The sequence below is a fragment of the Sphingomonas sp. C3-2 genome (genome assembly GCF_033025475.1).
GTDB lineage: Bacteria > Pseudomonadota > Alphaproteobacteria > Sphingomonadales > Sphingomonadaceae > Sphingobium_A.
Genome location: NZ_CP130322.1, coordinates 1307165 through 1331022, shown reverse-complemented (window position 1 = coordinate 1331022; position 23858 = coordinate 1307165). Strand labels below are relative to the sequence as shown.

The following is a 23858-nucleotide window of genomic DNA, read 5'->3' as shown; positions in this document are numbered from 1 at the left end:
GCACTTTCATGCTTGATGCCCTGTCCGCCGCCGCGCCGTCCGTCATTCGTCGTCAGGATTATCGTCCGCCTGACTGGCTTGTTCCCGAGATCGAACTCGATTTCACGCTGGACGGTGTAAAGTCCCGTGTGCGTGCGGTTCTGCAGGTCGAGCGCAATGGCGATCATCGGCGTCCACTGACGCTCGATGGCGACGATATCACGCCGGAACTGGTGCGCGTCGATGGCGTGACGCTGGGCGGCGATGCATGGTCGCTTGATGACGGCAGGCTTGTCGTTCCGCTCCCGGGGAGCCAGCACCGGGTTGAGACAGAGGTGCTCCTGTCTCCCGAACTCAACACCCAACTGATGGGGCTTTACGCGTCGGGCGGGTTGCTGTGCACGCAGTGCGAGGCGGAAGGCTTTCGCCGCATCACCTTCTTCCCTGATCGTCCCGATGTTCTCAGCCGTTACACGGTGCGGATGGAGGCGGATCGCGCGCGCTATCCGGTGCTCCTTTCAAACGGCGATCCGGTGGGCACGGGCGAACTGGCGGATGGCCGCCACTGGGCGCAATGGCATGATCCCTATCCCAAGCCCTCTTATCTCTTTGCCCTTGTAGCAGGTGATCTTGAGGTCAATCGCAGCGAGTTCACCACGCGCTCGGGGCGGGTGGTTGAACTGGGCATCTGGGTCCGCAAGGATGATCTGCCCAAGACCGATCATGCCATGGCGGCGCTCAAGGCCTCGATGGCTTGGGATGAGCAGGTCTATGGCCGCGAATATGATCTCGACGTGTTCAACATCGTTGCCGTTTCCGATTTCAACTTCGGCGCGATGGAGAATAAGGGCCTCAATATCTTCAATTCGCGCTACATCCTCGCCGATCCCGATACGGCGACCGATGCGGATTATGACGCGGTGGCCGGCGTCGTTGCGCACGAATATTTCCACAACTGGTCGGGCAACCGCGTCACCTGCCGCGACTGGTTCCAGCTCAGCCTGAAGGAAGGCTTCACCGTCTACCGCGATCAGTGCTTCTCGGCCGATCAGGGCTCGGCTGCGGTGAAGCGGATCGAGGATGTCCGCATGCTCCGCGCGGCGCAGTTCCCCGAGGATGCCGGTCCGCTTGCGCACCCGATCCGTCCCGATTCCTATATCGAGATTTCGAATTTCTACACCGCGACGATCTACAACAAGGGTGCCGAAGTGATCCGCATGATGGCGGTCATGGCGGGTCCTGAACGCTTCCGCCGTGGTACCGATCTCTATTTCGAACGCCATGACGGGCAGGCGGCAACCTGCGACGATTTTATCGCGGCGATGGAAGAGGGCGCCGGGCTCGACCTCGGGCAGTTCCGCCGCTGGTATGAACAGGCGGGCACCCCGCGCGTCACGGCGACGCTCACGCAAAAGGGCAGCACGGTCAGCCTTCGGCTCGAACAGCAGCTCGCCGCCACGCCGGGGCAGCCGGACAAGCAGCCGATGGTGCTGCCGCTCCGCGTCCGGCTGTTCAACGAACGCAGCGGCGAACCGCTGGGCGAGGAGCGCCTTGTCGTGATGACGGTGGCCGAGCAGACGGTGGTGTTCGAAAATGTCGCCGACCGGGCGGTGCTGTCGATCAATCGTGGCTTTTCCGCACCCGTCACGGTTGAGACCAACCGTACGCCTTCCGATCTTGCCTTCCTTTCGGCGCATGATGACGATCCCTTCGCCCGGTACGAGGCGATGCAGCAGCTGATGCTCGATACGCTTGTCGGCGCGATTGCTGGTGGTACGCCCGATCATGCGCCGGTGATCGCCGCTATCCGCAATACGCTGGCGGACCCCGCACTCGACAAGGCGTTCGTCGCCGAGGCGGTTCTGCTCCCGTCAGAAGGTTTTATCGGCGATCATATGCTCGTGGTCGATCCCGACGCGATCCATGCTGCACGCGAGGCGCTGCGCCGTGAGATCGCGACCGGCCTCATGGCTGAATGGCGCGCCGCCTATGCGGATTGTCAGGCCAATCGTTTCGAATATTCGTCCAAAGCAAAGGGCGCGCGGCGGCTGCGCTCGGTGGCGCTGGGCTATATCGCCGTCAGCGATGCGCCGGATGCGGCGGCGCTGGCATTCGGGCAGTTTGAAACGGCGGATAACATGACCGATCGGCAGGGCGCGCTCGGCACGCTTGCCAATGGCGACAGCGCTGAGCGGCTTACGGCGCTTGGCGCTTTTTACGATCGCTACCGCGACAACGCGCTCGTGCTCGACAAATGGTTCAGCACGCAGGCGCTGTCTCTGCGTGACGATACGCTCGATCAGGTGATCGCACTGTCCAAACATGCCGATTTCACGCTGGCCAATCCCAATCGCGTGCGTGCGCTTGCCGGGGCGTTTGCGGTCAACCAGCGCGCTTTCCATACCGAGGATGGCCGGGGCTATGCTTTCCTGGCCGACATCATCGTCGCGCTGGACCGGATCAACCCGCAGACGGCGGCGCGGCTGGTGCCGCCGCTCGGGCGCTGGCGCCGCTTTGGCGAAGGCCGCGCCGCGCTGATGCGGCAGGCTTTGCAGCGGATCGTCGACACGCCCGGGCTGTCGAAGGACGTGTACGAGCAGGCGTCGAAAAGCCTCGTCTGATTGCTGAACTATCGGCCCGGCTCAGGCGCTGAGCGGGCCGACTTCCAGTATCTCGATCGCCTCCGGTTTTCCGGCGAAATCGATCATGTCACCCTCTCCGGCGCCGATCAGCGCGCGGGCGAGCGGGGCGGTGAAGGCGATCCGTCCTTGGGCGGGATCGGCCTCGTCCGCGCCGACGATCTCCACGACATGTTCCTGCGCGTCGGCATCGGCATAGCGGACGCGCGCGCCGAAGCGCACCGTATCGCCACCCGGAAAGACCGTGATTTGCGCGGTCGACCGGCGGGCACGCCAGTAACGCAGGTCGCGTTCCACTGCCTTGGTTTCTTCCTCCTTACCCGCCACCGCTTCAAGATCGGCTTCCAGCTGGGCAATGCGGTCGAAGATCAGCGCCAGTCCGCGGTCCGTGACCAGATTGGGGCCGGGGGGAATGGGCAGTTCGGGGCGCGGCTCGAGATGTTCCTCGTCGACATCGCGCCGGAAGGCGACGCTCATATGCCTTCTCCGTCGAGCACGAAATCGCGCAGCGCGCGGGCATCGTGCAGCGCGTTGTGCGGAACCTTGCTGTTGCGGGCGGTGCTGAACCCCGGCGTCCGCAGCAGTTCGAAACGCAGGCCGCGCAGTTCGACGATCTCGGCCGGTCCCGGCATCAACAGGCGGCAGAAAAGGGCGATATCCTCGGGCCAGTCCGCGACGATCACGGGATCGTCATCGGTGGAGAGATAGGCGGCCACCTCGTGCGCGGCGGTAACCGGGTCTACACGCAAGTCGAGCGTATCGGGCACCATGTGCAGATAGGGGACGACGTTGCGCTCCACCCATGGCTCGATCATCTCGGGAAGCGGCAGGACGGCATAGAATTCGTGATTGCCGAATTCGGGCGTAAGGGCGACGCTCATCAATTGCCCGCCAAAGCCGTTGAACTCGGTATCGAGAAAATAGCGCATGTTAAATCCAATTGAAGACACGCCCGGCCCATCGGCCAGGGTGCCCTGTCTGTTCTGAAATCGGTTTTGTTCCTTAGCCGGCTATCCAGCCGGAAACCTGTTCCGCCACCTGATTGGCCGCACGGTTCAGCGCAACGCCGACCGGCCCGACCTTGATCTCGACAACCGGAACGCGCGCTTCGAAGCGCCGCGTTTCCACCGCAGGCGAATTAGGGATGGTGCGGGTTGCGTCATAAGTGACGACCGCTTCCATCCGCGTCGCATCGACGCCGAAGTTGGTGAGTTCGCCCGACAGGCGCACACCCGGATCGGCGCCGAACTGGCGCGGATCGAGGACGGTGCGGCCGGTCTTTGCCGCGATGGTTTCGGACAGCAGCGCGCGGAACAGCCGGTTGGGGCTGTCCACCCACTGCGCATCCTTCACATAGGCGATGCTCGTTGCATCGGCCTGAACCGGGATGCGGTTATTGGCGAGCGCGGCGGGCACGCGCGGTGGCAGGACGGTGATTGCTTGGCCCGGCGCAACCGTGCGCGCGGCCCCGGCGGGTGCCACTGCATCGGAGGTGAGGGTGAGCAGCGATGCAGGCGGCTTGCTGCCGATGCTGATGCACCCGCCCAGCGCCAGCGCCGCCGCGATGCAGGAAAGGGTGCGAATTTTGAAAAGCAGCGTCATCAGCGGCCCTTTGGATCATAATCGGGAAGTTTGCTCGATCCGACCAGCGCGCTCGCGCCGCCACGATCGAGCTTGGAGGCGACAGCGGTCATTGCCTCGGACATTTCACGCAGGTCATGGACCAACTGACCGACCTCGGGGATCGTCTGGCGCGAAAAGGCCTGCATGCCCGGGCGGGCGTCGTTCAGGACCGCGTCGAGCGCCTGCATGCTCTTGTCCGCCGACTGGACGGTCTTGCGCAGATCCGCCATCAGCGGCCGCCCTTGCGTGTCGAGCAATTCGTTGGTCGTGCCCGCAAGCTTGCCGATTTCCTCGACCGCATTGCCCGCCTGTTCGATCGTCACCCGCGTTTGGGCGAGCGTGGCGGCGATTTCGGGGCCGCGATCGGCCAGCGCATCGGACAGGCGGTTCACATTGGCAAGGATGCCGGCGATCGAATTCTGGTTCTTGTCGCCCAGAAGTTCGGTCAGCCGCTCGGTGAGGGTGGTCAGCCGTTCCAGAAGCTGCGGGGCGTTTGACAGCAATTCGCCCAGCGCGCCCGGCTTGGTGGGGATGACGGGTTTGCCCGCCGGGCCGATATCGGTGATCGGCGGCGCGCCTTTGACCGCGCCGTCCAGCGTGATCTGCGATACGCCGGTAAAGCCGACGCCCGAGATCGTCGCCGTTGTCCCCTGCAGGATCGGGGTGTCTTCCTTCACACGGATACGGACGCGAACAAATTCGGGGTCTTTCGGCCACAATGCGATTTCATCGATCTGGCCCGACGGAACACCCGAAAAACTGACCGACGACCCCTTGGCCAGCCCCTCGACCGACTGTTTGAAGAAGATGTCGTAATGCTTCTCACCGCCGCCGCCGAGTTGTGCGATCCACGCGGTGAAGGCGGCAAGCGCGACGAGCAGACCAAGCACTACGCCGCCTACCAGCACATGGTTCGAACGAGTTTCCATCGCGCCTTTCAGTCCTGTCCGCCGTCGGACTTTGCCGAGGCTACTGCCGCACGTCCGCGCGGGCCGTTGAAATATTCCTGGATCCACGGATGGTCGGTCGCCAATAATTCGTCGATCGTGCCAACCGCGATCACCTGCTTGTCCGCGAGCACGGCCACGCGGTCGCAGATAGCATAAAGCGTATCGAGATCATGCGTAATTAGAAATACCGTCAATCCCAGTATCTTCTGGAGCTTGAGGGTGAGTTCGTCGAACGCCGCCGCGCCGATCGGGTCGAGCCCGGCGGTGGGTTCGTCGAGAAACAGCAGTTCCGGATCGAGCGCCAGCGCGCGGGCCAGCCCTGCACGCTTCTTCATCCCGCCCGACAGCTCGGACGGATATTTGGGGGCAGCGTCGATCGGCAACCCGCTCATCACCACCTTGTACGCGGCAATTTCGTCGAGCAGGTCCTGATTGAACTGCCTGCCGTAAAATTCGCGGAGCGGGACCTGGATATTCTCGGCCACCGATAGGGTGGAAAACAGCGCGCCGCCCTGAAACAGGACGCCCCAGCGCTTGCGGATGGCAATCGCCTCGTCATCGTCGCGGCCGATCATTGGTGTACCGAAGACCGTGATCTCGCCCTCTACCGGCGTCTGCAGCCCGATGATCGAACGCATGAGGACCGATTTGCCGGTACCCGATCCGCCGACGATGCCGATAATTTCGCCCCGGCGCACATCAAGGTTCAGCCCTTCATGCACCACCTGCTTGCCAAAGGCGTTTTTCAGGTTGCTGACGCGGATGATTGGTTCGCCGAGCGGAATATCGGGCAGAGCCTCATCGGCCATGTCGGGATCGATGCTCATACCCAGCCGACCGAAGTGAAGAAGACGGCAAAGAAGGCGTCGAGGACGATGACGAGGAAGATTGCCTGCACCACGGCCGATGTCGTCCGGGTACCGACCTCCTCGGCATTGGCCTTGACCTGCATGCCCTGATAGCAGCCCGACATCGCGATGATCGTGCCGAAGACGGGGGCCTTGACCAGCCCGACATAGAGATCGGTCAGCGGCACCACTTCACGCAGGCGCTGGACGAAGGTGACCGGTGGAATGCCAAGCTCGATCCAGCACCACATGCCGCCGCCGATGATGGCGACGATCGAGGCATAAAAGCCGAGAAGCGGCATCATGACGACGGCGGCCAGAAGGCGCGGCAGGACCAGCGCCTCCATCGGCGAAACGCCGATCGTGCGCATCGCGTCGACTTCCTCGGTCAGCTTCATGGTGCCCAGTTGCGCGGCAAAGGCGCTGCCCGATCTGCCAGCGACCATGATCGCGGTCATCAACACGCCAAGTTCGCGGAAGGTGAGACGACCGATCAGGTTGATCGTGAACATTTCCGCGCCAAATTGGCGAAGCTGCACCGCACCCTGTTGCGCGATGACGATCCCGATCAAAAAGCTCATCAAGCCGATGATGCCGAGCGCGGCGACGCCGACGACCTCGAACCGCTGGACGACGGCGTTGACGCGGAAACGTGCCGGGTTCCGGATCACGTTCCAGATGGCAACGCATGTCGCACCGAAAAAGCCGACAAGGCCAAGAAGCGTCTGGAGCGAGGTGAGCGTGGCGTCACCGACCTCTCCCATAACCCGCTGGAAAGGCGGGATGACAGTGCGCCGAACCTGATTGCTTTCGGTGCGCTCGGTGCTTGCCAGATAATCGAACAGACGCTGCGCATCCGGATCGGCACCGTGAATTGCGGCATCGTGATCGCGCGCCAGCCGATAGATGACCCAGGCCCCGATCGTGTCGATATGCTCGACATCGTCGATGCGGATTTCTTCGATGGGCCCGTCAATCGCCTCCAGGCGATTGGGCACGTCGCCCAGTTCGGCAATGGCCAGCCGCCCTGAAAAACGCAGGGTGCGTCCGGAGCCTGTATGCTCCTCGGTAAATTCGGCTTGTGCAGTCATGCACTTAATCCTTGCGGCATAATCGCTCTCACGGCAAGCGATCCGAATTATGGCGATGCTCGCAATTTATGACATGGATCGGACGATTACGCGGTCCGGAACCTATACGCCCTTTCTCGTGCACCTTGCGCTGCGCCGTGCACCGTGGCGGCTGGTGCTGGCGCCTTTGGTGCCGCTCGTCATGCTCGCCTATGCGCTGAAACTGATCAGTCGGTCGCGGTTGAAGGAGATCAACCAGACGCTGCTGATCGGGCGCCATATCGCCCCGGACGCGCTGGAACCGCTGGCGCAATCCTATGCGCAGAAGGTGCTTGCCCGGAACATTTATCCCGGCGCGTTGCGGCAGATCGAAACCGACCGGGCCAACGGGCACCGGCTCGTCATGGCGACGGCATCCTACCGTATCTATGTCCGCGCGATCGCCGATCGGCTGGGCTTTGACGATGTGATTGCGACCGATAGCGTCAGTCTGGTCGATGGCCGCATCCGCGCGCAGATCGACGGCGAAAATTGCTACGGCGATGCCAAGCTTCGGAAGATCAACACATGGCTTGCGGTCCACGGCCTTGAACGGCGCGATTGCACGGTGCGCTTCTATTCGGATCACGTGTCCGATGCACCTGTGCTCGACTGGGCGGATGTGCCCATTGCCGTGAATCCGAGCCCCAAATTGGCCCGGCTTGCCAAGGGGCGGGGCTGGTTGATTGTCGATTGGAGCCGTTAGCGATAACCTTGCGCTAAGGATATTTGGCCTATGGCCGGATGATCGATGATGGGGCCGGGGGGCTGTTTGTGAAGTGCGGGGCTGGATTGTCCGGGAAGAGGCGTTGGCGATTGCGCCGCCTTTGCTGGCCCGCATTGGCATTGTGTGCCCTGTTGTCGCCGATCGCGGCTGGGGCAAGCCCGCTGTGCGTTACTTCGCCCGACGCGGAAATCGATCGATATGCGCGCCTTGTCGGGCAAAATCCCGGTTCGGCATTGACGGCGGTGGCGCCGCGCGTTGACGATAGGAGCATCGCGCCCGAGCGGCGGGCCTGGCTCTATGCGGTCCAGTCGGCGGCCTATTGGGCGCTCTCGCGCGAGAATGAGGCGAAGCAGGCCGCAGCATCCGGGCTTGCGCTTGCGCCTGATCAGCGCGCGCCGGTCTATGTGCAGCTTCTGATCCAGAAGATGCTCGCGGATTTCCGGCCGGAGGCGCTGCGTTCGGCAATTGCGCCGCTGGAGGTGGCGCGCAAGGCGCAGCCTCTGGGGTCGGCGGAGGATATCTGCCTGCAATCGGCGATCGGCGATATCCAGCGCCAGACCGATGCGATCGAGCCCGCGATCGTCAATTTGCGCCAGTCCTATCTTGCCAGCCGTAAGCCGGAATTTGCCCAGCAGCGCGCCTATGCCGCGATGAACCTTGCCTTTTTCATGCGCTATGCGGGTGATTATCTGCAGGCGCTCAACCTGTTGCAGGAACGCATCGCCTGGGATCGTCGCAACGGCCATGCGCATGCGCTGAGCGCCGATCAATATTATGCCGGGCGCTTTTTGCGGCTGGCGGGGCGGCACGAGGATGCGCTGCAACGCTATACCGAGGCACGCGAGCTGAGCGCGCCGTTCGATGACGATATCGGCGACGCCTATGTCGATCTTGAACAATGCATGGCGTTGATCGAGCTGAACCGGTTGAATGAGGCGCGGGGGCTGTGCAGCGGCGCGGCAACCGTTTTCGCCAGGGGCAGGGATGTATCTTTGGGAGAGGTGCGCATCCGCCTCGCCGATATCGCCTTGCGGCAACAAAAGCCGTCCAAGGCGCTATCGTTGCTCGACGCGACGCTGGACGCCGCCGATGCTGATTCCGTGCTGGTCAGCACCGCGCTCGCCTACAAGCTGCGGGCGGCCGCGCATGCGGCACTGGGGGACGTCGAAAGCGCCTATGCGGATCTGCTGGAACATCAGCGGCGGATGGAACTTTTCTCCGACACCGAGCGCAACCGCCAGATGATCGCGGTGCGTGCCGAGTTCGAGATGGAGCGCGAGGTGAAGCGCAGCGACATGCTGGCGCATGAGCTGCAAATGGCCGAGGATGCCCGCCGCGAACAGTTGATCCGCGGCGCGTTTTTGCTGGCGCTGGCGGCGGGCGCGATCGCCTGGCTTGGCTTTGCGCTGGTTATCGGTCGCCGGCACCGCCGTGCTCTGGAGCAGGTTGCCAGCCGCGATGCGCTGACGGGACTCTACAATCGCGGCAAGGCGGCGGATTTGAGCAAGGCGGTGATCGCTGGGCTTGTCCGCGCCGAACTCGCCATCGTCCTGATCGATCTCGATCATTTCAAGCGGATCAACGATGTTCACGGCCATGCTGCCGGCGACATGGTGCTGCGCCGTTTTTCCGACAGGGCGTCGGCTTTGCTACAGCCCTCTGACATTATCGGGCGTTGGGGCGGCGAGGAGTTTCTCGTCACCTTGCCGGGCGTGGGGGCCGGTAAGGCGTTCGATCTGATCGAAGCGCTCCGCGCCGCGCTGGACAGCGAGCGTTTCGAATTCGACGCGGATTTCCGTGTCCGGTTCAGCGCGGGGATCATGGCGGCGCGCGCCGGTGAGAATTTCGACGATCTGCTGGCGGGCGCCGACGCCGCGCTTTACCGCGCCAAGCGCAATGGCCGGGGGCGGACCTGCGTGCATGGCCGCGAAGCGGTGGAACTGGCGGGGGATGAAGGCCCGGAAGGGCGCTTCGACATAGCAATCGGGGCCTGAGCGATCAGGCCTTTTCCAGCGTGCATTGAAGCGGGTGCTGGTTCTGGCGGGCGAAGTCGATCACCTGGCTGACCTTGGTCTCGGCGACCTCATAGGTAAAGATGCCGCATACGCCGACGCCCTTTTGATGGACATGCAGCATCACGCGAGTCGCGTCTTCCATATCCATGCGGAAGAAGCGCTGAAGGCACAGCACGACGAATTCCATCGGCGTATAATCGTCGTTCAGCATCAGCACCTTGTAAAGCGCCGGCTTCTTGGTCTGGGTACGTGTGCGGGTGGCGACGCCGATGCCGCTATCGTCGTCGTCGCTCTCCTTGCGACCAGCCATCACTGGGCCCACCGGGCCTGCGCCCCTGTTTGTCATCGCCTGCTTCATGATCATCGACACGATATGGCATTCCCCGAGCCGGGGGCAAGGGGGCGCCGGTACAAAGGCGCCATGTGGACGGCGTAGGTGTCCACAATGCAAACGGCCGCCCGGTGAGGGGCGGCCGTTGTTACGCGGTACGCACTGACGGCTTACATCGCCGATTTGAAACGATCGGCTGCCACGGCAAAGCGGTTCGAGATCGGCTGGAAGATCTCACCGAAGAGCTTCAGCGTCGCTTCGGTGTTCTTCGAGGTCTGCGCGACCATCGAGTCGAACGACGACTTGGCATAATCGCTCTGGAGCTTGAGCAGTTCGGTGGGCGACTTGGCAGCGGAAAAGCCCTTGAACGCGGCCTGCGCGCTCTCGAAATTCTTGCGGCCGAGTTCGGCGGCGTCCTGGCCGATGGTTTCGAAGCTCTTGGCAGCAAGCTTGCCCGAGCTCACGATCGCCTCGACATTGCCCTTGTGGAATTCGACCAGCTCTTCGGCGAGCTTCTGGCTCTTTTCCACGGCGGCCTTGGCGCGCTCGTTGAATTCGTTGAACATCGTCGAAGCGGCGGCAGTCGTTTCCTTCACGCTTTCCTTGACGGTGTCGGTCATTTCGCTTTTCCCTTCATCGATCGCGGCGGCGGGGGCCGCCTCGGGTACGCTTTTCAGGCTTTTGCTCTCATCCGGACCAGTCTTGATCGCGCGTGCCTTCGGCGTGGTCGTGGTGGCGCTCATTGAACGTCCCCTGTTCCATAATGTTGCAATGCACAATAGCATTTCCCAGCGCCTGCGCAAGCAAATTGTGCAGTGCAACAAATTTGTCACATCATCTGGAAAAAGGGCAGAAAACGGACCGTTTTCTATTGGCCGCGAACGTAGCGCCCCGGTGCATCCTCGATCGCCTTGAGCTTGCCCGCGCCCGGAATGCGCGCGCCGGTGGCCTCGACGCGCTCGGCCTCGTGCGATTCGAGCCAGCCGAGCCAATGCGGCCACCAGCTGCCCGCGATCTCCCGCGCGCCGGCGGAAAACTCGTCGAGCGAGCCGACAGCGGCATCGTTGAGCCAATATTGATATTTGCGCGCGGCGGGCGGGTTCACCACCCCGGCGATATGCCCCGAGCCCGCGAGCACGAACTGGACGGGGCCGGCAAGATGCTCGGTCAGTTTCCACACGCTTTCGGGCGGGGCGATATGATCCTCGCGTCCCGCCTGCACATAGGCGGGCGTGGTGATCCGGCCGAGATCGATGGGCGTACCGTCGATCGCGATCGAGCCCGGCTGGACGAGGCGGTTGTCGCGGTAGAGATCGCTCAGATAGGCCTTGTGCCATTTGGCGGGCAGGTTGGTCGTATCGCCGTTCCAGTGGAGCAGGTCGAACGGCGCATAATCCTGGCCGAGCAGATAGTTGTTCTGGACATAGCTCCAGATCAGATCGCGCCCGCGCAGCAGGTTGAAGGTCGCGGCCATATAGCGGCCGTCGAGATAGCCGGGCGCCGACAGCGCCTCGATGAGCGCGATATAATCATCGCTGATGAACAGGTTGAGATCGCCCGCGCGGGTGAAATCGACCTGGGTGGTGAAGAAGGTGGCGCTCCTCACCGCATCGGCGCGCCCATTGGCGGCCAGCCAGGCGAGCGAGGCGGCGAGCGTGGTGCCCGCGACGCAATACCCGATGGCATGGACCGCGGGCACATCCAGCAGATCGCGGACGGTGTCGATCGCGTCGATCTGCCCGCGCACGACATAATCGTCCCACACGGTGTCCTTCATGCTGGCATCGGCCGATTTCCACGACACGACGAACACGGTGAGGCCTTGTTCAACCGCCCAGCGCACGAAGCTTTTCTGCGGGTTGAGATCGAGGATGTAGAAACGGTTGATCCATGGCGGGAAGATCACGAGCGGGGTGCGATACACCGTCTCGGTGGTCGGGCTGTACTGGATCAGCTGATAGAGCGGGGTTTCCTTGACGACCTTGCCGGGGGTGACGGCGATATTGCGGCCCACCTCGAACGCGTCCGGATCGGTATGGGTGAGCTGCCCCTTGGCGAGATCGCGGAGCATGTTCTCCAGCCCGCGGACGAGGTTCTGACCGCCGGTCTCGATCACCTTTTCGAGCACGACCGGGTTGGTGAAGGCGAAGTTCGAGGGGCTGAGCGCGTCGAGCATCCCCTGCGTTGCGAACCGAAGCTGTTCCTTCTGCTTGGGGTCGACCGAATCCAGCTGGTCGACGCTTTTCAGGAGGTGATTGCAGACCAGCTGATAGCTTTGCCGGATGAGATCGAACATCGGATTGTCACGCCATTGTGGCGCGGCGAAGCGGCGATCGGATTCGGGCGCGGCCGCGCTTTCCGCACCCGGCAGAAAACGCTGCCACAAGGCGAGGTTGCTGGCCCAGAAATCCTGCTGTGCCTGTGCGGTTTCGGCGAGACCGGGGATGGCGGCGGTGGCGGGGGAGGCGGCCTGTTTCACCGCATCCATCGAGAATTCGAGCATCATTTGCTGGGCGCGACCGATCACCCAGGTCCATTGCTGCATGTCGGCCAGCGACGGAAGAGCGTGTTGCTGCGTGGTCCCGGTGTCATTCATCGCCAGATCTTCCCCTCGATACCCGATGCAAAGTTCGCGAATCCCCACTTGTCTGCGTTGGCAAGCCCGCGTGCGTAAGGTTATAGCGGCAAACGGTGCTGTGGCGATGTCCTATCGGGACTCACATGGTGCATCCATAAAAGGAAAGTTCAATGACTGAAGAGTTCTACCGCATCAAACGCTTGCCGCCTTATGTCATCGCCGAAGTCAACGCGATGCGAGCGGCGGCGCGCGCGGCAGGCGAAGACATCATTGATCTTGGCATGGGCAATCCCGACCTGCCCCCTCCGCAGCACGTGATCGACAAGCTGTGCGAAGTGGCGCGCAAGCCCGATGCGCACGGCTATTCGGCATCGAAGGGGATTCCTGGCCTGCGCCGCGCCCAGGCGAATTATTATGGCCGCCGTTTCGGCGTCGACGTCGATCCTGAAACCGAAGTCGTCGTGACGATGGGGTCGAAGGAAGGGCTGGCCAGCCTTGCCACCGCGATCACCGCGCCGGGCGATGTGGTGCTGGCACCCAACCCCAGCTATCCGATCCACACCTTCGGCTTCATCATCGCGGGCGCGACGATCCGCGCGGTGCCGACGACGCCCGACGAGAATTATTTCCGCTCGCTCGACCGCGCGATGGCCTTCACCGTGCCGCGCCCGAGCATCCTGGTCGTCAACTATCCGTCGAACCCGACGGCCGAGACCGTGGACCTGGCCTTTTACGAGCGCCTTGTCGCCTGGGCGAAGGAGAACAAGGTCTGGATCCTCAGCGATCTGGCCTATTCCGAGCTTTATTATGACGGCCAGCCGACCCCCTCGATCCTGCAGGTGCCGGGCGCGAAGGACGTGGCGATCGAGTTCACCTCGCTGTCCAAGACCTATTCGATGGCGGGCTGGCGCATCGGTTTCGCGGTGGGCAACAAGCAGCTGATCGCGGCGATGACGCGGGTGAAGTCCTATCTCGATTACGGCGCGTTCACGCCGATTCAGGCGGCAGCCTGCGCCGCGCTCAACGGTCCGCAGGACATCGTCGAGATGAACCGCGCGCTGTATCACAAGCGCCGCGACGTGATGGTCGAGGCGTTTGGCCGTGCGGGATGGGACATTCCGCCGCCGCGCGCATCGATGTTCGCCTGGGCGCCGTTGCCGCCTGCGCTGAAGGATATGGGCAGCCTCGAATTCTCGAAGCAGTTGCTGACCCATGCCGGCGTCGCCGTGGCGCCGGGCGTCGGCTACGGCGAGGACGGCGAAGGTTTCGTCCGTATCGCGATGGTCGAGAACGAACAGCGCATCCGCCAGGCGGCGCGCAACGTGAAGAAATATCTCCAGTCCATGGGGGTCAACACGCCGGCCAAGGCGGGCTGATCCCATGTTCGAGACGGCGAAGAAGACGGGCGAGCTGATCTGCCGGTTCCGCGTGCGTTACGCGGAGGTGGATTCGCAGCGGGTCGTCTTCAATTCCCGCTATCTCGAATATGCCGATCTGGTGATCACGGAATTCTGGCGCACCATCGGCCTGCCGATCGCGGGTGAGGCGGCGCTGGAATTCCACGTGGTGCGGGCATTGGTGGACTATGCCCGCCCGCTGCGTGCCGATGAGGAGGTGGATGCCTTTGCGCATGTCGCCGCCATCGGCAACAGCAGCATGACGACGATCATCGAACTGCACGGGGCGGACGGCCCCGATCTGCGCGCGCGGATCGAGCTGGTGCATGTCCATGTCGACCTCGGCACGGGGCGGCCAATGCGCATTCCGGATAGCGTCCGGCAATTATTCGGTTTCGACTGCACGCCCCAGCCGGCCTGATCGACCAGCTGTTTGTGGGAGCGGCCACCCCCGCCTCGCCTGAGCGGGAAGGGGCGGCCCTTTGGTCAGATCGCGGCGAGGGCCTGTTCGAAATCGGCGATTAGATCGTCGGCGTCTTCCACGCCGATCGAGATGCGGACCATATTGTCGCTGATCGCGAGCGCCTTTTTGCGTTCGTCGGGGACCGACAGGTGTGTCATCGCCGCCGGGTGGCTCGCCAGCGTTTCGGTGCCGCCAAGGCTGACCGCGAGCTTGGCGATGCGGAGCGCATCGAGAAAGGCGAAGGCCTCCTTTTCACCGCCCTTCAGATAGAGCGAAAAGGTCGATCCTGCGCCGTGGCAATGGCGCCGATAGATATCGGCCTGCCGCTCGGTTTCGGGAAAGCCCAGATAGACGACCTTTTCGACCTTTGGCTGATCGCGCAGCCAGGTGCAGATCTTTTCGGCATTCTGCCCCGCGCGTTCCATGCGCAGTTCGAGCGTTTCGAGGCTGCGCACCAGCATCCATGCGCTGTGCGGATCGAGGATGGTGCCGATCGTGTTGCGCATTGCGCGGACCATCGTCATGTGCGCCTTGGTGCCTAGCGCGCCGCCCGCCACCAGATCGCTATGCCCGCCCGCATATTTGGTGAGCGAATAGACGACGATATCGGCGCCGTGCTTGAGTGGATGGTGCCAGAGGGGGCCGAGAAAGGTGTTGTCGATCACGATCGGCGGGCGATCCTCGCCGGTGCCGAAATGCGTGTCGCGGACAGTGCTCACGGCCTCGACATCGACGAGCACATTGGTGGGGTTGGCGGGGCTTTCGAGATAGATCATCGCCACCCGGCCCATCGCCTTGGCCTTGTCGACCACGGCGTCGATCTCATCGGGGGTGGCGCCCGCCGGGAAATCGACCCAGGACACGCCGAACTTGCCGAGGATGCGGCCGATCAGCGTTTCGGTGGCGGCGTAGAGCGGGGCCGAATGGACGATGACGTCGCCCGGCTTCACAAAGGTGAGCAGCACCGTGGCGATGGCGGACATGCCGCTGGAGAAGGTGAGCGCTTCCTCGGCATTTTCCCACACGCCCAGCCGGTCTTCGGCGATTTCCTGATTGGGGCCGTTGAAGCGCGAATAGACGAGCCCCTCGGCACCGCCGGGACGCTTGCCGGTGACGCCTTCGAAATGGCGCTTGCCGGCGGCGGCGCTTTCGAAGACGAAGGTGGAGGTGAGGAAGATCGGCGGCTTCAGCGAGCCTTCGGACAGCATCGGATCGAAGCCATGCCCCATCATCAGCGTCGACGGCTTGAGCGGCCGCCCGCCGATTTCGAGAATATCGGGCTTGGAACGACGGCGCGGGGTGGTGCCGCTGATATCAGGCTTGTCGGTCTCGTCAGTCATGCAGGGCCTCTCCAAAAGCCGCTATTATGACTAGACATTAGCCCATTGCAGCCGAGAATCCATGGCCGATTTGGCCTGGGCCTATCCGGGCAGGCCGATCAGCGAGATCTGGCGGCCATAGCCGGGTTCGCCGCGGTGGCACGAGCGGCGATAGCTGTAGAAGCGATCGGCATCGGCATAGGTGTCGAGCCCAAGCGCCTCGACCTGCGTGATCGCCGCCGCCGCCAGCCGCGCGACGACATAGGCCTCGATATCGAACTGGTGATGGCCGGCACGCCCGGCGGTGAAGAAGCGCTCATTGGCGGGATCGGCGTCGTCGAAGGTTTTCACGAACGCGTCGCTCACCTCATAGGAAGCGCGCGCGATGCACGGGCCGATGGCGGCGACGATGCGGCTGCGATCGGCGCCGAGGCTTTCCATCGCGGCGATGCTGTTGTCGGTCACGCCCGCGATCGCACCCTTCCAGCCGGCATGCGCCGCGCCGACGACACCCGCTGCGGCATCGGCGAAGAGCACGGGGACGCAATCGGCGGTGACGATGCCGAGCAGCAGCCCGGGGCGGTTGGTGACGAGCGCATCGGCATGGGGGCGATCGGCGTCGGGCCAGGCATGATCGGCGATGACGACATCGGGACTGTGAACCTGATATACCGTGGTGAGCGCGGCGCCGGGGAGAACCGCCTCGGCGGCGCGGCGGCGGTTTTCGGATACGACCGCAGGTTCATCTTCGCTGCCCAGCCCGACATTGAGCCCGGCGAGCACGCCCTCTGACACGCCGCCCCGCCGGCCGAGAAAGCCATGGGGCACGGCGCCGAGCAGCCGGGCGCGGGTGACGTCGACCTGGGTCATCAAAATCCTTCGGGTTGGGGCCATTCGGGGGAGACGAAGCCGAGCACCTTGAACAGCTGGCCCATCTGCTTGGGGGAGGAGAGGCGATCGCGCGCGGCGGCGATTTCCTCGGCACGTTCGGGCGCGGCTTTCACCAGCGAGGCGGCGCGCGCGGCGAGGCCGAGCTGGATCAGCCAGTCGCCCTGCTGCGCGGGGCCGTGGACATGGAGCCCGGCGCCGCGGCCTTCATCGACCAGCGCGGCGAAATCGACATGCGCGGTCAGGTCGCGCTCGCCCGGCTCGTCGAAGATATCGGCATATTGATGCGCCTTCACCGCCTGCAGCGTCTCGCCGATGGCCGGGCCCATATAGCCATAGTCGATGAGCAGCGCCGCGCCGCCCTGATCGGCGACGCGCGCCGCGAGATCGGCGGCGATCGCGGTCGTGGCGGGGGAGCTTTCGATGATCGTGCCCGGCGGCGCATGGCGCAGCGCATCGGGCACGGCGGCGTCCATCGGCAGCGGGCCGGGGACGGCGGCGAAGCGATCGCCGTCGCGGATCACGACCCGTTCGCGCCAGCCCGCAGGGGTGGCGATCACCTGCCGGATCGGCAATGCATCGAAAAATTCATTGGCGACGATGAGCAGCGGGCCATGGGTGGGCAGGCTGTCGAGCGTTTCGTGCCAGCTGGCGCCGGGCACCCGTTCGGCCTGCGCGGCGCGGAGCACCGGGCTGGTTTCGACGAAATGGACCGGCGGCTTGAGCCCCGCCGCGCGCATGGCTCTGAGCGCATCGGCGGCCAGCGTGCCGCGTCCGGGGCCAAGCTCGACATAGACGGCGTTGGCCGGGGCCCCGGCGCGCAGCCAGAGATCGGTCAGCCACAGCCCGATCAGCTCGCCGAACATCTGGCTGATTTCGGGCGCGGTGGTGAAATCGCCCGCCGCGCCCAGCGGATCGCGCGTCGCATAATAATGCGCGTTCGCCTGCGCCATGAACTGCGCCACGGGCATGGGCCCGCCATGATCGATGGCGCGGGCGAGCTTTTCGGCGAGCAGCGTCATGTTACGCGATGCTTTCGTCTCCGGCGACAGGCTCCACGCGCTGGCGCCGGCCCTTGGCGGTCAGGATCAGATAGAGCCCGCCGAGGATCATCGGCAGCGTCAGCGTCTGCCCCATGGTGAGGCCCCAGGCCAGATGCTCGAGTCCGCGATCGGGCTGGCGGACCATTTCGACAAGGAAGCGGCTGAGGCCATAGCCGAGCAGGAAGGTGCCGACGAGCTTACCGGGTTCGTAGCGCGCCTTGGTCTTCCAGAACATGAACCAGAGCACCGCGAAGAGGAGGAGGCCTTCGAGCCCGGCTTCGTAGAGCTGGCTGGGATGGCGCGGCACATCGGCGCCGGTGGCGGGGAAGATGATCGCCCAGGGCACATCGGTCGGGCGGCCCCACAATTCGCCGTTCACGAAGTTCGCCAGCCGCCCGAAGAACAGCCCGAACGGTACGCAGCACGCGACATAATCATGGATACGCAGCCAGTTGAGGCCGTTCTTGCGGGCGAGGTAGATGATCGCGAGCGCAACGCCTATGGCACCGCCATGGAAGGACATTCCCCCTTCCCACAGCTTCAGCACGTCTAGTGGATTGGCAAGGATCGACGGTTGGTAAAAGAGCACATAGGCGATACGCCCACCGAGGATGATGCCAAGCGTTGCGTAGAAAACAAGATCATCGGCATGGCGCCGCGCCATCGGGGCGCCGGGCTGGGCCAGCAATTTCAGAAGGTACCACCAGCCAATGACGATGCCGGCGATATAGGCGAGCGAATACCAGCGAATCTTGAAAAATCCGAGGTCGAGCGCAATCGGTGAAAGACCGAGGCTGTCGAAATGCAAGTATGCCGTAGCGGCAGCCGAATAGGTTAGAAACAAGCTCTTTACCCCTGATGTTCGTGGCCTTCATATAGCGTGAAACAGACTAGACCAAGAGGAGAGCAGCCTGATGCCGTCCGTGCTTGATCGTCGAATCCAGGAAGCTGTCGGCCGGATCACCGGCCCCGAAGGACGGCTGCCGCTCACCAGCTTCGAGCGCGATGGGCAGACGCTGCCGATGATCGCGGCAGCGCCGCCCGCGCTGTCGCATTATTTCGCGCATTTCTGCGCACTGCACGCCGAAAAGGACTTTCTGGTGGCGGGCGAGGAGCGGCTGAGTTTCGCCGCCATCTACGCCGCCGCGCAGGATGTGGCGCACGCGCTGGTCGGCCGGTTCGGCGTCGCGCGCGGCGACCGGGTGGGGATTGCGATGCGCAACTGCCCGTCCTGGATCGTCTGCTATATGGGCGTGCTGATGGCGGGGGGCGTCGCCACGCTGCTCAACGGCTGGTGGCAGGGCAACGAACTGGCTGAGGGGATAGCCTCGACCGGCACGCGGCTGGTGCTTGCCGATCCGCTGCGCACCGAGCGGCTGGCCGCCCATGCCGACGCGCACGGGGCGAGCGTGATCCCGCTCGACGTCAACCAGCCGATCGGCGCGGCGATCGCGCCGCTGATCGAGGGCGGCATCAGGGGCGAATTGCCGCAGCTCAGCGGCGACGATCTGGCGACGATCCTGTTCACATCGGGATCGACCGGCCAGTGCAAGGGCGCCTATTCCGACCATCGCGGCGTGATCCAGGGGGCGTTCAACTATCTCGTCCAGACGCTCGCCATGCTCGACATCATGACGCAGGACGGGACGCCGCCGACGCTGCAGCCCGCGACCTTGCTCAACGTGCCGCTGTTTCATGTCACCGCCGAGGTGCCGGTTTTCCTCCAGAGCTTTGCGATGGGGCGCAAGCTGGTGCTGATGCCCAAATGGGACGCCGAAGAGGCGATGCGGCTGATGGAACAGGAAAAGGTGACCTATTTTGTCGGCGTGCCACTGATGAGCTATGAGATGCTGACCCATCCCAAGCGCGGCAATTATGACCTTTCGACGGTCGCGTCCTTCGCTGCGGGCGGCGCCCCCCGGCCGCCCGAGCATGTGAAGCGGCTGAATGATGAAATGGGCGGCGGCAAGCCGTTGCTGGGCTATGGCCTCACCGAAACCAACGCGGTCGGCTGCGGCAATGTGAACGAGAATTACCTTGCCAAGCCCGAAAGTACGGGGCCGGCGGCCAAGCCGCTCGTCGATCTCGCCATTCTCGACGATGACGGGCGCCCGGTGCCGCAGGGCATGCGCGGCGAGGTTTCGATCCGATCGATCTGCAATTTCCGCGGTTATTGGAAGAACGAGCCCGCGACGCGCGCGTGCATGACGGCGGACGGCTATTTCCGCACCGGCGATATCGGCTATCTCGACGCGGACGGCTATCTCTTCATCGTCGACCGCAAGAAGGACATCATCATCCGGGGCGGCGAGAATATTTCCTGCCAGGAAGTCGAAGCCGCCATCTATGCGCATCCCGATGTGGCCGAGGCGGCGGTGTTCGGGCTGGCCGATGCGCGCTTTGGCGAGGTGCCCGGCGCGGTGATCCACCTCCATGCCGGCCGGGTGCTGACCGACGATGGGCTGAAGGGCTTTCTGGGCGAGCGGCTGGCGGCGTTCAAATTGCCCTGCCGATACTGGTTCGTCGATGATCCGCTGCCTAGGCTGGGGACCGAAAAGATCGACAAGGTGTCCATTCGCGAGAAATACCGTTCCCTTGCCGCGTTGCAGGCGGTGGACTGAGCGAAAGCGCCTGCCTATCAGGGGGCCATGGCGAAAAACGAGAGCAGTCAGCGACGGGGGCAGGGGATCAGCCGCCGCCAGCTATTGGTGGGCGGCGGCATTGGTGCGGGGCTGGTCATCGGCTGGACGGTCTGGCCGCGCAGCTACCGGCCCGCGCTGGTCGTCGAGGCCGATGAAACGGTCTTCAACGCCTTTCTGAAGATCGCCGTCGACGGGCGCGTGACCATCGCCGTGCCGCAGGCCGAATTCGGGCAGGGCAGCTATACCGCGCTGCCCCAGATCCTGGCCGACGAACTGGGCGCGGACTGGCGGACGATTGCGGTGGAGGCCGCACCCGTCAGCCCGCTTTACGCCAACCGCGTGCTCGCGGGCGACTGGGCGGCGGACGATGCACCCGCATTTCTGCAGGGCGTGACGCGTTGGGCGGCGCAGGAATATGCGACGCGCGACACGCTGATGATTTCGGGCTTTTCCAGTTCGGTGCGTGCGTTCGAACAGCCGCTGCGCGAAGCGGGCGCGGGCGCGCGCGTGCTGTTGTGCAAGGCGGCGGCGCGGCGCTGGGAGGCGGACTGGCTCGCCTGCGACACCGCCGAGGGCTTTGTCGTGCGCGGCGAGGAAAAGATCCGTTTCGGCGAGCTGGTGGCCGAGGCGCCCGCCTTCAAGATCCCCGATCCGGTGCCGCTGCGCACCGGCGCGGAGAACCGGCTGACCGGGCAGAGCCTGCCCCGGCTCGACCTGCCCGCGAAGATCGACGGCTCTGCGCAGTTTGCCGGGGATATCCGCCTGCCCGACATGGTGTTCGCGGCGATCCGGCAGGCGCCGGCGGGCACGGGCCAGCTGCTCGATTTCGATCGCAAGGCGGCCGATGCGGTGCGCGGCGTGCTCGCGATCGTCGACACCCCCGCCTGGGTGGCGGCGGTGGCCAATAACTGGTGGGCCGCGAACACGGCGCTCGACAAGATGAAACCGCGCTTTGCGGTCGACGGCGCACGCCCGACGAGCCAGAGCATCGCCAAGGCGCTGGACGCCGCGCTGGCCGGGGACGGCGTGCGCGTGGCGGGCAAGGGTGATCTGGGCGCGGTCTATGCCAACCAGAGCGTCCATGTCGGCGCGTATAGCGCGGGGCTGGCCGCGCATGCGCCGATGGAAACCATGTCTGCCACCGCGCGGCTTCGCGGCGGGCGGCTCGAGCTGTGGATCGCGTCGCAAACCCCCGCGCTCGCGCGGCGGGCGGCGGCGGCGGCGCTCAACATCCGCGAAAGCGACGTCACGCTCCACCAGATGATGGGCGGCGGATCGTTCGGCCGCCGGCTGGAAAATGAGGCGGCGGCGCAGGTGGCGGTGCTCGCGGCGCGGATGAAGCGGCCGGTGCAGCTCAGCTGGTCGCGCGCGGAGGATATCATCCACGATCCGTTCCGCCCGCCCGCGCTGGCGCGGATGAGCGCCAAGCTGGGGCCGACCGGGCTGATCCAGGGCTGGCAGGCGCGGATCGCCTCTCCCCTGTCCACCCAGGCGCAGATGGAACGGATGTTCGCCGACAACCGCACGGGTGAGCATATCCTCACCCTGTTCGGCGGCGGCAGCGACAATGAAGTGGCGGGCGCGCTGCCCAGCTATGCGCTGCCGGCCTATGCGATCGATCACCACCCCGCCGATATCGGCGTGCCGACCGGTTATTGGCGCGGCGGGGCGCATGGCTACACCGCCTTTTTCACCGAAAGCTTCATCGACGAGCTGGCCCATGCCGCGAGTGTCGAGCCGCTGTCCTTTCGCATGCAGCTGCTGGGCAACAATGTCCGTCTGGCGCGCTGTTTGACGACGGTGGCGAGCATGGGCGGCTGGGAAGGCGGCGGGCCTGGCACGGGGCAGGGGCTGGCCTGTCATTCGATGGCGGGAAGCCATGTCGCGCTGATGGCCGAGGCGGGGATCGAGGGAGACCGGATACGCGTCTACCGGATCGCGGCGGTCGTCGATTGCGGCCGGGTGATCCATCCCGATCTGGTGAAGCAGCAGATCGAGGGCGGGATATGTTTCGGCGTCGCGGCGGCGCTGGGCGCGCCCATTGACATGCAGGGCGGCATGGCGGTGCCGCGCAACTTCGCGCAGCTCGCTTTTCCGAAGCTGGCGGACATGCCCGAAATCACGGTCCAGCTTATCCGCAGCCAGGCCGACCCCGGCGGGGTGAGCGAGATTGCATTGCCCCCCGTTGCCCCCGCCATCGCCAATGCGCTGTTCGCGGCGAATGGCCGCCGCCCGCGCAGCCTGCCCTTTTAGTTCCGGAACCTCCTGATGCCCAAGCCCCAAGACCATGTTGCGCTGCCCGCCTCAAGGATCGGCGTTCTCCTCGTCAACCTCGGGACACCCGACGCGCCCGAGCCCAAGGCGGTGCGGCGCTATCTGAAGCAGTTCCTGTCGGACCCGCGCGTGATCGAGATACCCGCGATCCTGTGGAAGCCGATCCTGCACGGGATCATCCTGCCGCTGCGCCCCAAGAAATCGGCGCATGCCTATGCACAGGTGTGGACCGACACGGGTTCGCCGCTGGCCGCGATCACCGCCGATCAGGCGGCGGCGCTGCGCGGTGCCTTTGGCCCCGACGTGATCGTCGATTATGCGATGCGCTACGGCAATCCATCGATCGGCGCGCGGATGGCGGCGCTGCGCGAGGCGGGGTGCGACCGCATCCTGTTCGCCCCGCTCTATCCGCAATATAGCGGCGCGACGACGGCGACCGCCAATGACGCGGTGTTCGAGACGCTGGGCGCGATGCGCTGGCAACCGGCGCTGCGCACGCTGCCGCCTTATTACGACGACCCCGCCTATATCGACGCGCTGCGCCAATCGGTGGAGCAGGGGGTGGCCGGCCTCGATTTCGTGCCCGATGAGATCGTCGCGAGCTTTCACGGCATGCCCGAACGCACGCTCCATCTGGGCGATCCCTATCATTGCCACTGCGTGAAGACCGCGCGGCTTTTGGGCGAGGCGCTCGGCCGGCCGCTCGAACTGGCCTTTCAGTCGCGTTTCGGCCGCGCCAAATGGCTGGAGCCGGCGACCGATGTCGTGCTGAAGGGCCTGCCCGCAAAGGGCGTACGCAAGGTGGCGGTGATCGCCCCCGGATTTTCGGCCGATTGCGTTGAGACGCTTGAGGAAATCGCGCTGCGCGGGCGCGAGGATTTCCTTGGCGCGGGCGGTACGCATTTTGCGTATCTGCGCTGCCTCAATGACAGTCCCGAAGGCGTCACAATGCTCAATCAAATTATCGGACGCGAACTTGCGGGATGGCAACGCTCCGCATAGCATCGATCTGTCATTCTTCAGGGAGACCATT

General features: G+C 64.5%; 21 protein-coding genes. 8 read left to right on the top strand and 13 right to left on the bottom strand.

Annotation, left to right across the window (positions count from 1 at the left end):
* The first annotated feature begins 8 nt into the window (after positions 1-8).
* Positions 9-2600, top strand: coding sequence for an aminopeptidase N (gene pepN / locus QYC26_RS06485; protein WP_317514584.1), 2592 nt, complete (start codon positions 9-11; stop codon positions 2598-2600).
* Positions 2601-2621: 21 nt separating this feature from the next.
* Here pepN and QYC26_RS06480 read toward each other — a convergent pair whose 3' ends face one another.
* The 6 genes from QYC26_RS06480 to QYC26_RS06455 form a co-directional block, all read right to left on the bottom strand.
* Positions 2622-3095, bottom strand: coding sequence for a GreA/GreB family elongation factor (locus tag QYC26_RS06480; RefSeq protein ID WP_317514583.1), 474 nt, complete (start codon positions 3093-3095; stop codon positions 2622-2624).
* Positions 3092-3547 (bottom strand): hypothetical protein, encoded by a 456-nt coding sequence (locus tag QYC26_RS06475; protein WP_317514582.1) that lies wholly within the window; start codon positions 3545-3547, stop codon positions 3092-3094. The genes QYC26_RS06480 and QYC26_RS06475 overlap by 4 nt, the downstream gene beginning before the upstream one ends.
* Positions 3548-3620: 73 nt before the next feature.
* Positions 3621-4220: an ABC-type transport auxiliary lipoprotein family protein gene (locus tag QYC26_RS06470; protein ID WP_317514581.1), complete on the bottom strand. Its 600-nt coding sequence runs from the start codon at positions 4218-4220 to the stop codon at positions 3621-3623.
* The gene (locus tag QYC26_RS06465) at positions 4220-5170 is read right to left on the bottom strand and encodes an MlaD family protein (RefSeq protein WP_317514580.1); all 951 of its coding nucleotides are present in this window, start codon (positions 5168-5170) and stop codon (positions 4220-4222) included. Before QYC26_RS06465 ends, QYC26_RS06470 begins: the two co-directional genes overlap by 1 nt.
* Before the next feature lie 8 nt (positions 5171-5178).
* Complete coding sequence (locus QYC26_RS06460) at positions 5179-6000, bottom strand: ABC transporter ATP-binding protein (protein ID WP_317515007.1); 822 nt, start codon at positions 5998-6000, stop codon at positions 5179-5181.
* Between the two features lie 14 nt (positions 6001-6014).
* On the bottom strand, positions 6015-7130 hold the full coding sequence (locus QYC26_RS06455; RefSeq protein WP_317514579.1) for an ABC transporter permease: 1116 nt from the start codon (positions 7128-7130) through the stop codon (positions 6015-6017).
* 49 nt (positions 7131-7179) lie between these two features.
* On the opposite strand from QYC26_RS06455, the gene QYC26_RS06450 reads away from it, so the two are divergent.
* Both QYC26_RS06450 and QYC26_RS06445 read left to right on the top strand, forming a co-directional pair.
* A complete protein-coding gene (locus QYC26_RS06450; RefSeq protein ID WP_317514578.1) occupies positions 7180-7854 on the top strand; it encodes an HAD-IB family hydrolase in 675 nt (224 codons plus the stop codon).
* A 152-nt stretch (positions 7855-8006) separates the two neighbouring features.
* Positions 8007-9869 (top strand): tetratricopeptide repeat-containing diguanylate cyclase, encoded by a 1863-nt coding sequence (locus QYC26_RS06445; protein WP_317514577.1) that lies wholly within the window; start codon positions 8007-8009, stop codon positions 9867-9869.
* A 4-nt stretch (positions 9870-9873) separates the two neighbouring features.
* On the opposite strand, the gene clpS is transcribed toward QYC26_RS06445, so the two are convergent.
* The 3 genes from clpS to QYC26_RS06430 all read right to left on the bottom strand — a co-directional run bounded on the left by clpS (position 9874) and on the right by QYC26_RS06430 (position 12817).
* Positions 9874-10200, bottom strand: coding sequence for an ATP-dependent Clp protease adapter ClpS (clpS, locus tag QYC26_RS06440; RefSeq protein ID WP_317514576.1), 327 nt, complete (start codon positions 10198-10200; stop codon positions 9874-9876).
* Positions 10201-10391: 191 nt separating this feature from the next.
* Positions 10392-10964, bottom strand: a complete 573-nt coding sequence (locus tag QYC26_RS06435; RefSeq protein ID WP_317514575.1) for a phasin family protein — start codon at positions 10962-10964, stop codon at positions 10392-10394.
* A gap of 125 nt (positions 10965-11089) precedes the next feature.
* Positions 11090-12817, bottom strand: a complete 1728-nt coding sequence (locus QYC26_RS06430) for a class I poly(R)-hydroxyalkanoic acid synthase (protein ID WP_317514574.1) — start codon at positions 12815-12817, stop codon at positions 11090-11092.
* A 152-nt stretch (positions 12818-12969) separates the two neighbouring features.
* Here QYC26_RS06430 and QYC26_RS06425 point away from each other — a divergent pair, with 152 nt between their 5' ends.
* Both QYC26_RS06425 and QYC26_RS06420 read left to right on the top strand, forming a co-directional pair.
* The gene (locus QYC26_RS06425; protein ID WP_317514573.1) at positions 12970-14175 is read left to right on the top strand and encodes an LL-diaminopimelate aminotransferase; all 1206 of its coding nucleotides are present in this window, start codon (positions 12970-12972) and stop codon (positions 14173-14175) included.
* Positions 14176-14179: 4 nt separating this feature from the next.
* Positions 14180-14617, top strand: a complete 438-nt coding sequence (locus QYC26_RS06420; RefSeq protein WP_317514572.1) for a thioesterase family protein — start codon at positions 14180-14182, stop codon at positions 14615-14617.
* Positions 14618-14682: 65 nt separating this feature from the next.
* On the opposite strand, the gene QYC26_RS06415 is transcribed toward QYC26_RS06420, so the two are convergent.
* From QYC26_RS06415 to lgt, 4 genes are all read right to left on the bottom strand, one after another.
* The gene (locus tag QYC26_RS06415) at positions 14683-15999 is read right to left on the bottom strand and encodes a cystathionine gamma-synthase family protein (protein WP_317514571.1); all 1317 of its coding nucleotides are present in this window, start codon (positions 15997-15999) and stop codon (positions 14683-14685) included.
* A gap of 81 nt (positions 16000-16080) precedes the next feature.
* Entirely contained in the window at positions 16081-16848 is a 768-nt protein-coding gene (pgeF, locus tag QYC26_RS06410; RefSeq protein ID WP_317514569.1) for a peptidoglycan editing factor PgeF, read from the bottom strand.
* Positions 16848-17888, bottom strand: a complete 1041-nt coding sequence (locus tag QYC26_RS06405; RefSeq protein ID WP_317514568.1) for a class I SAM-dependent methyltransferase — start codon at positions 17886-17888, stop codon at positions 16848-16850. Before QYC26_RS06405 ends, pgeF begins: the two co-directional genes overlap by 1 nt.
* Before the next feature lies 1 nt (position 17889).
* Positions 17890-18753: a prolipoprotein diacylglyceryl transferase gene (gene lgt / locus QYC26_RS06400; RefSeq protein WP_317514567.1), complete on the bottom strand. Its 864-nt coding sequence runs from the start codon at positions 18751-18753 to the stop codon at positions 17890-17892.
* 70 nt (positions 18754-18823) lie between these two features.
* Between lgt and QYC26_RS06395 the strand changes: the two genes are divergently transcribed.
* The 3 genes from QYC26_RS06395 to hemH are packed head-to-tail and all read left to right on the top strand — an operon-like array spanning position 18824 to position 23827.
* On the top strand, positions 18824-20530 hold the full coding sequence (locus QYC26_RS06395; RefSeq protein WP_317514566.1) for a class I adenylate-forming enzyme family protein: 1707 nt from the start codon (positions 18824-18826) through the stop codon (positions 20528-20530).
* A 27-nt stretch (positions 20531-20557) separates the two neighbouring features.
* On the top strand, positions 20558-22804 hold the full coding sequence (locus QYC26_RS06390) for a xanthine dehydrogenase family protein molybdopterin-binding subunit (RefSeq protein WP_317514565.1): 2247 nt from the start codon (positions 20558-20560) through the stop codon (positions 22802-22804).
* A 15-nt stretch (positions 22805-22819) separates the two neighbouring features.
* Complete coding sequence (gene hemH, locus QYC26_RS06385; protein ID WP_317514564.1) at positions 22820-23827, top strand: ferrochelatase; 1008 nt, start codon at positions 22820-22822, stop codon at positions 23825-23827.
* Positions 23828-23858 lie beyond the last annotated feature (31 nt).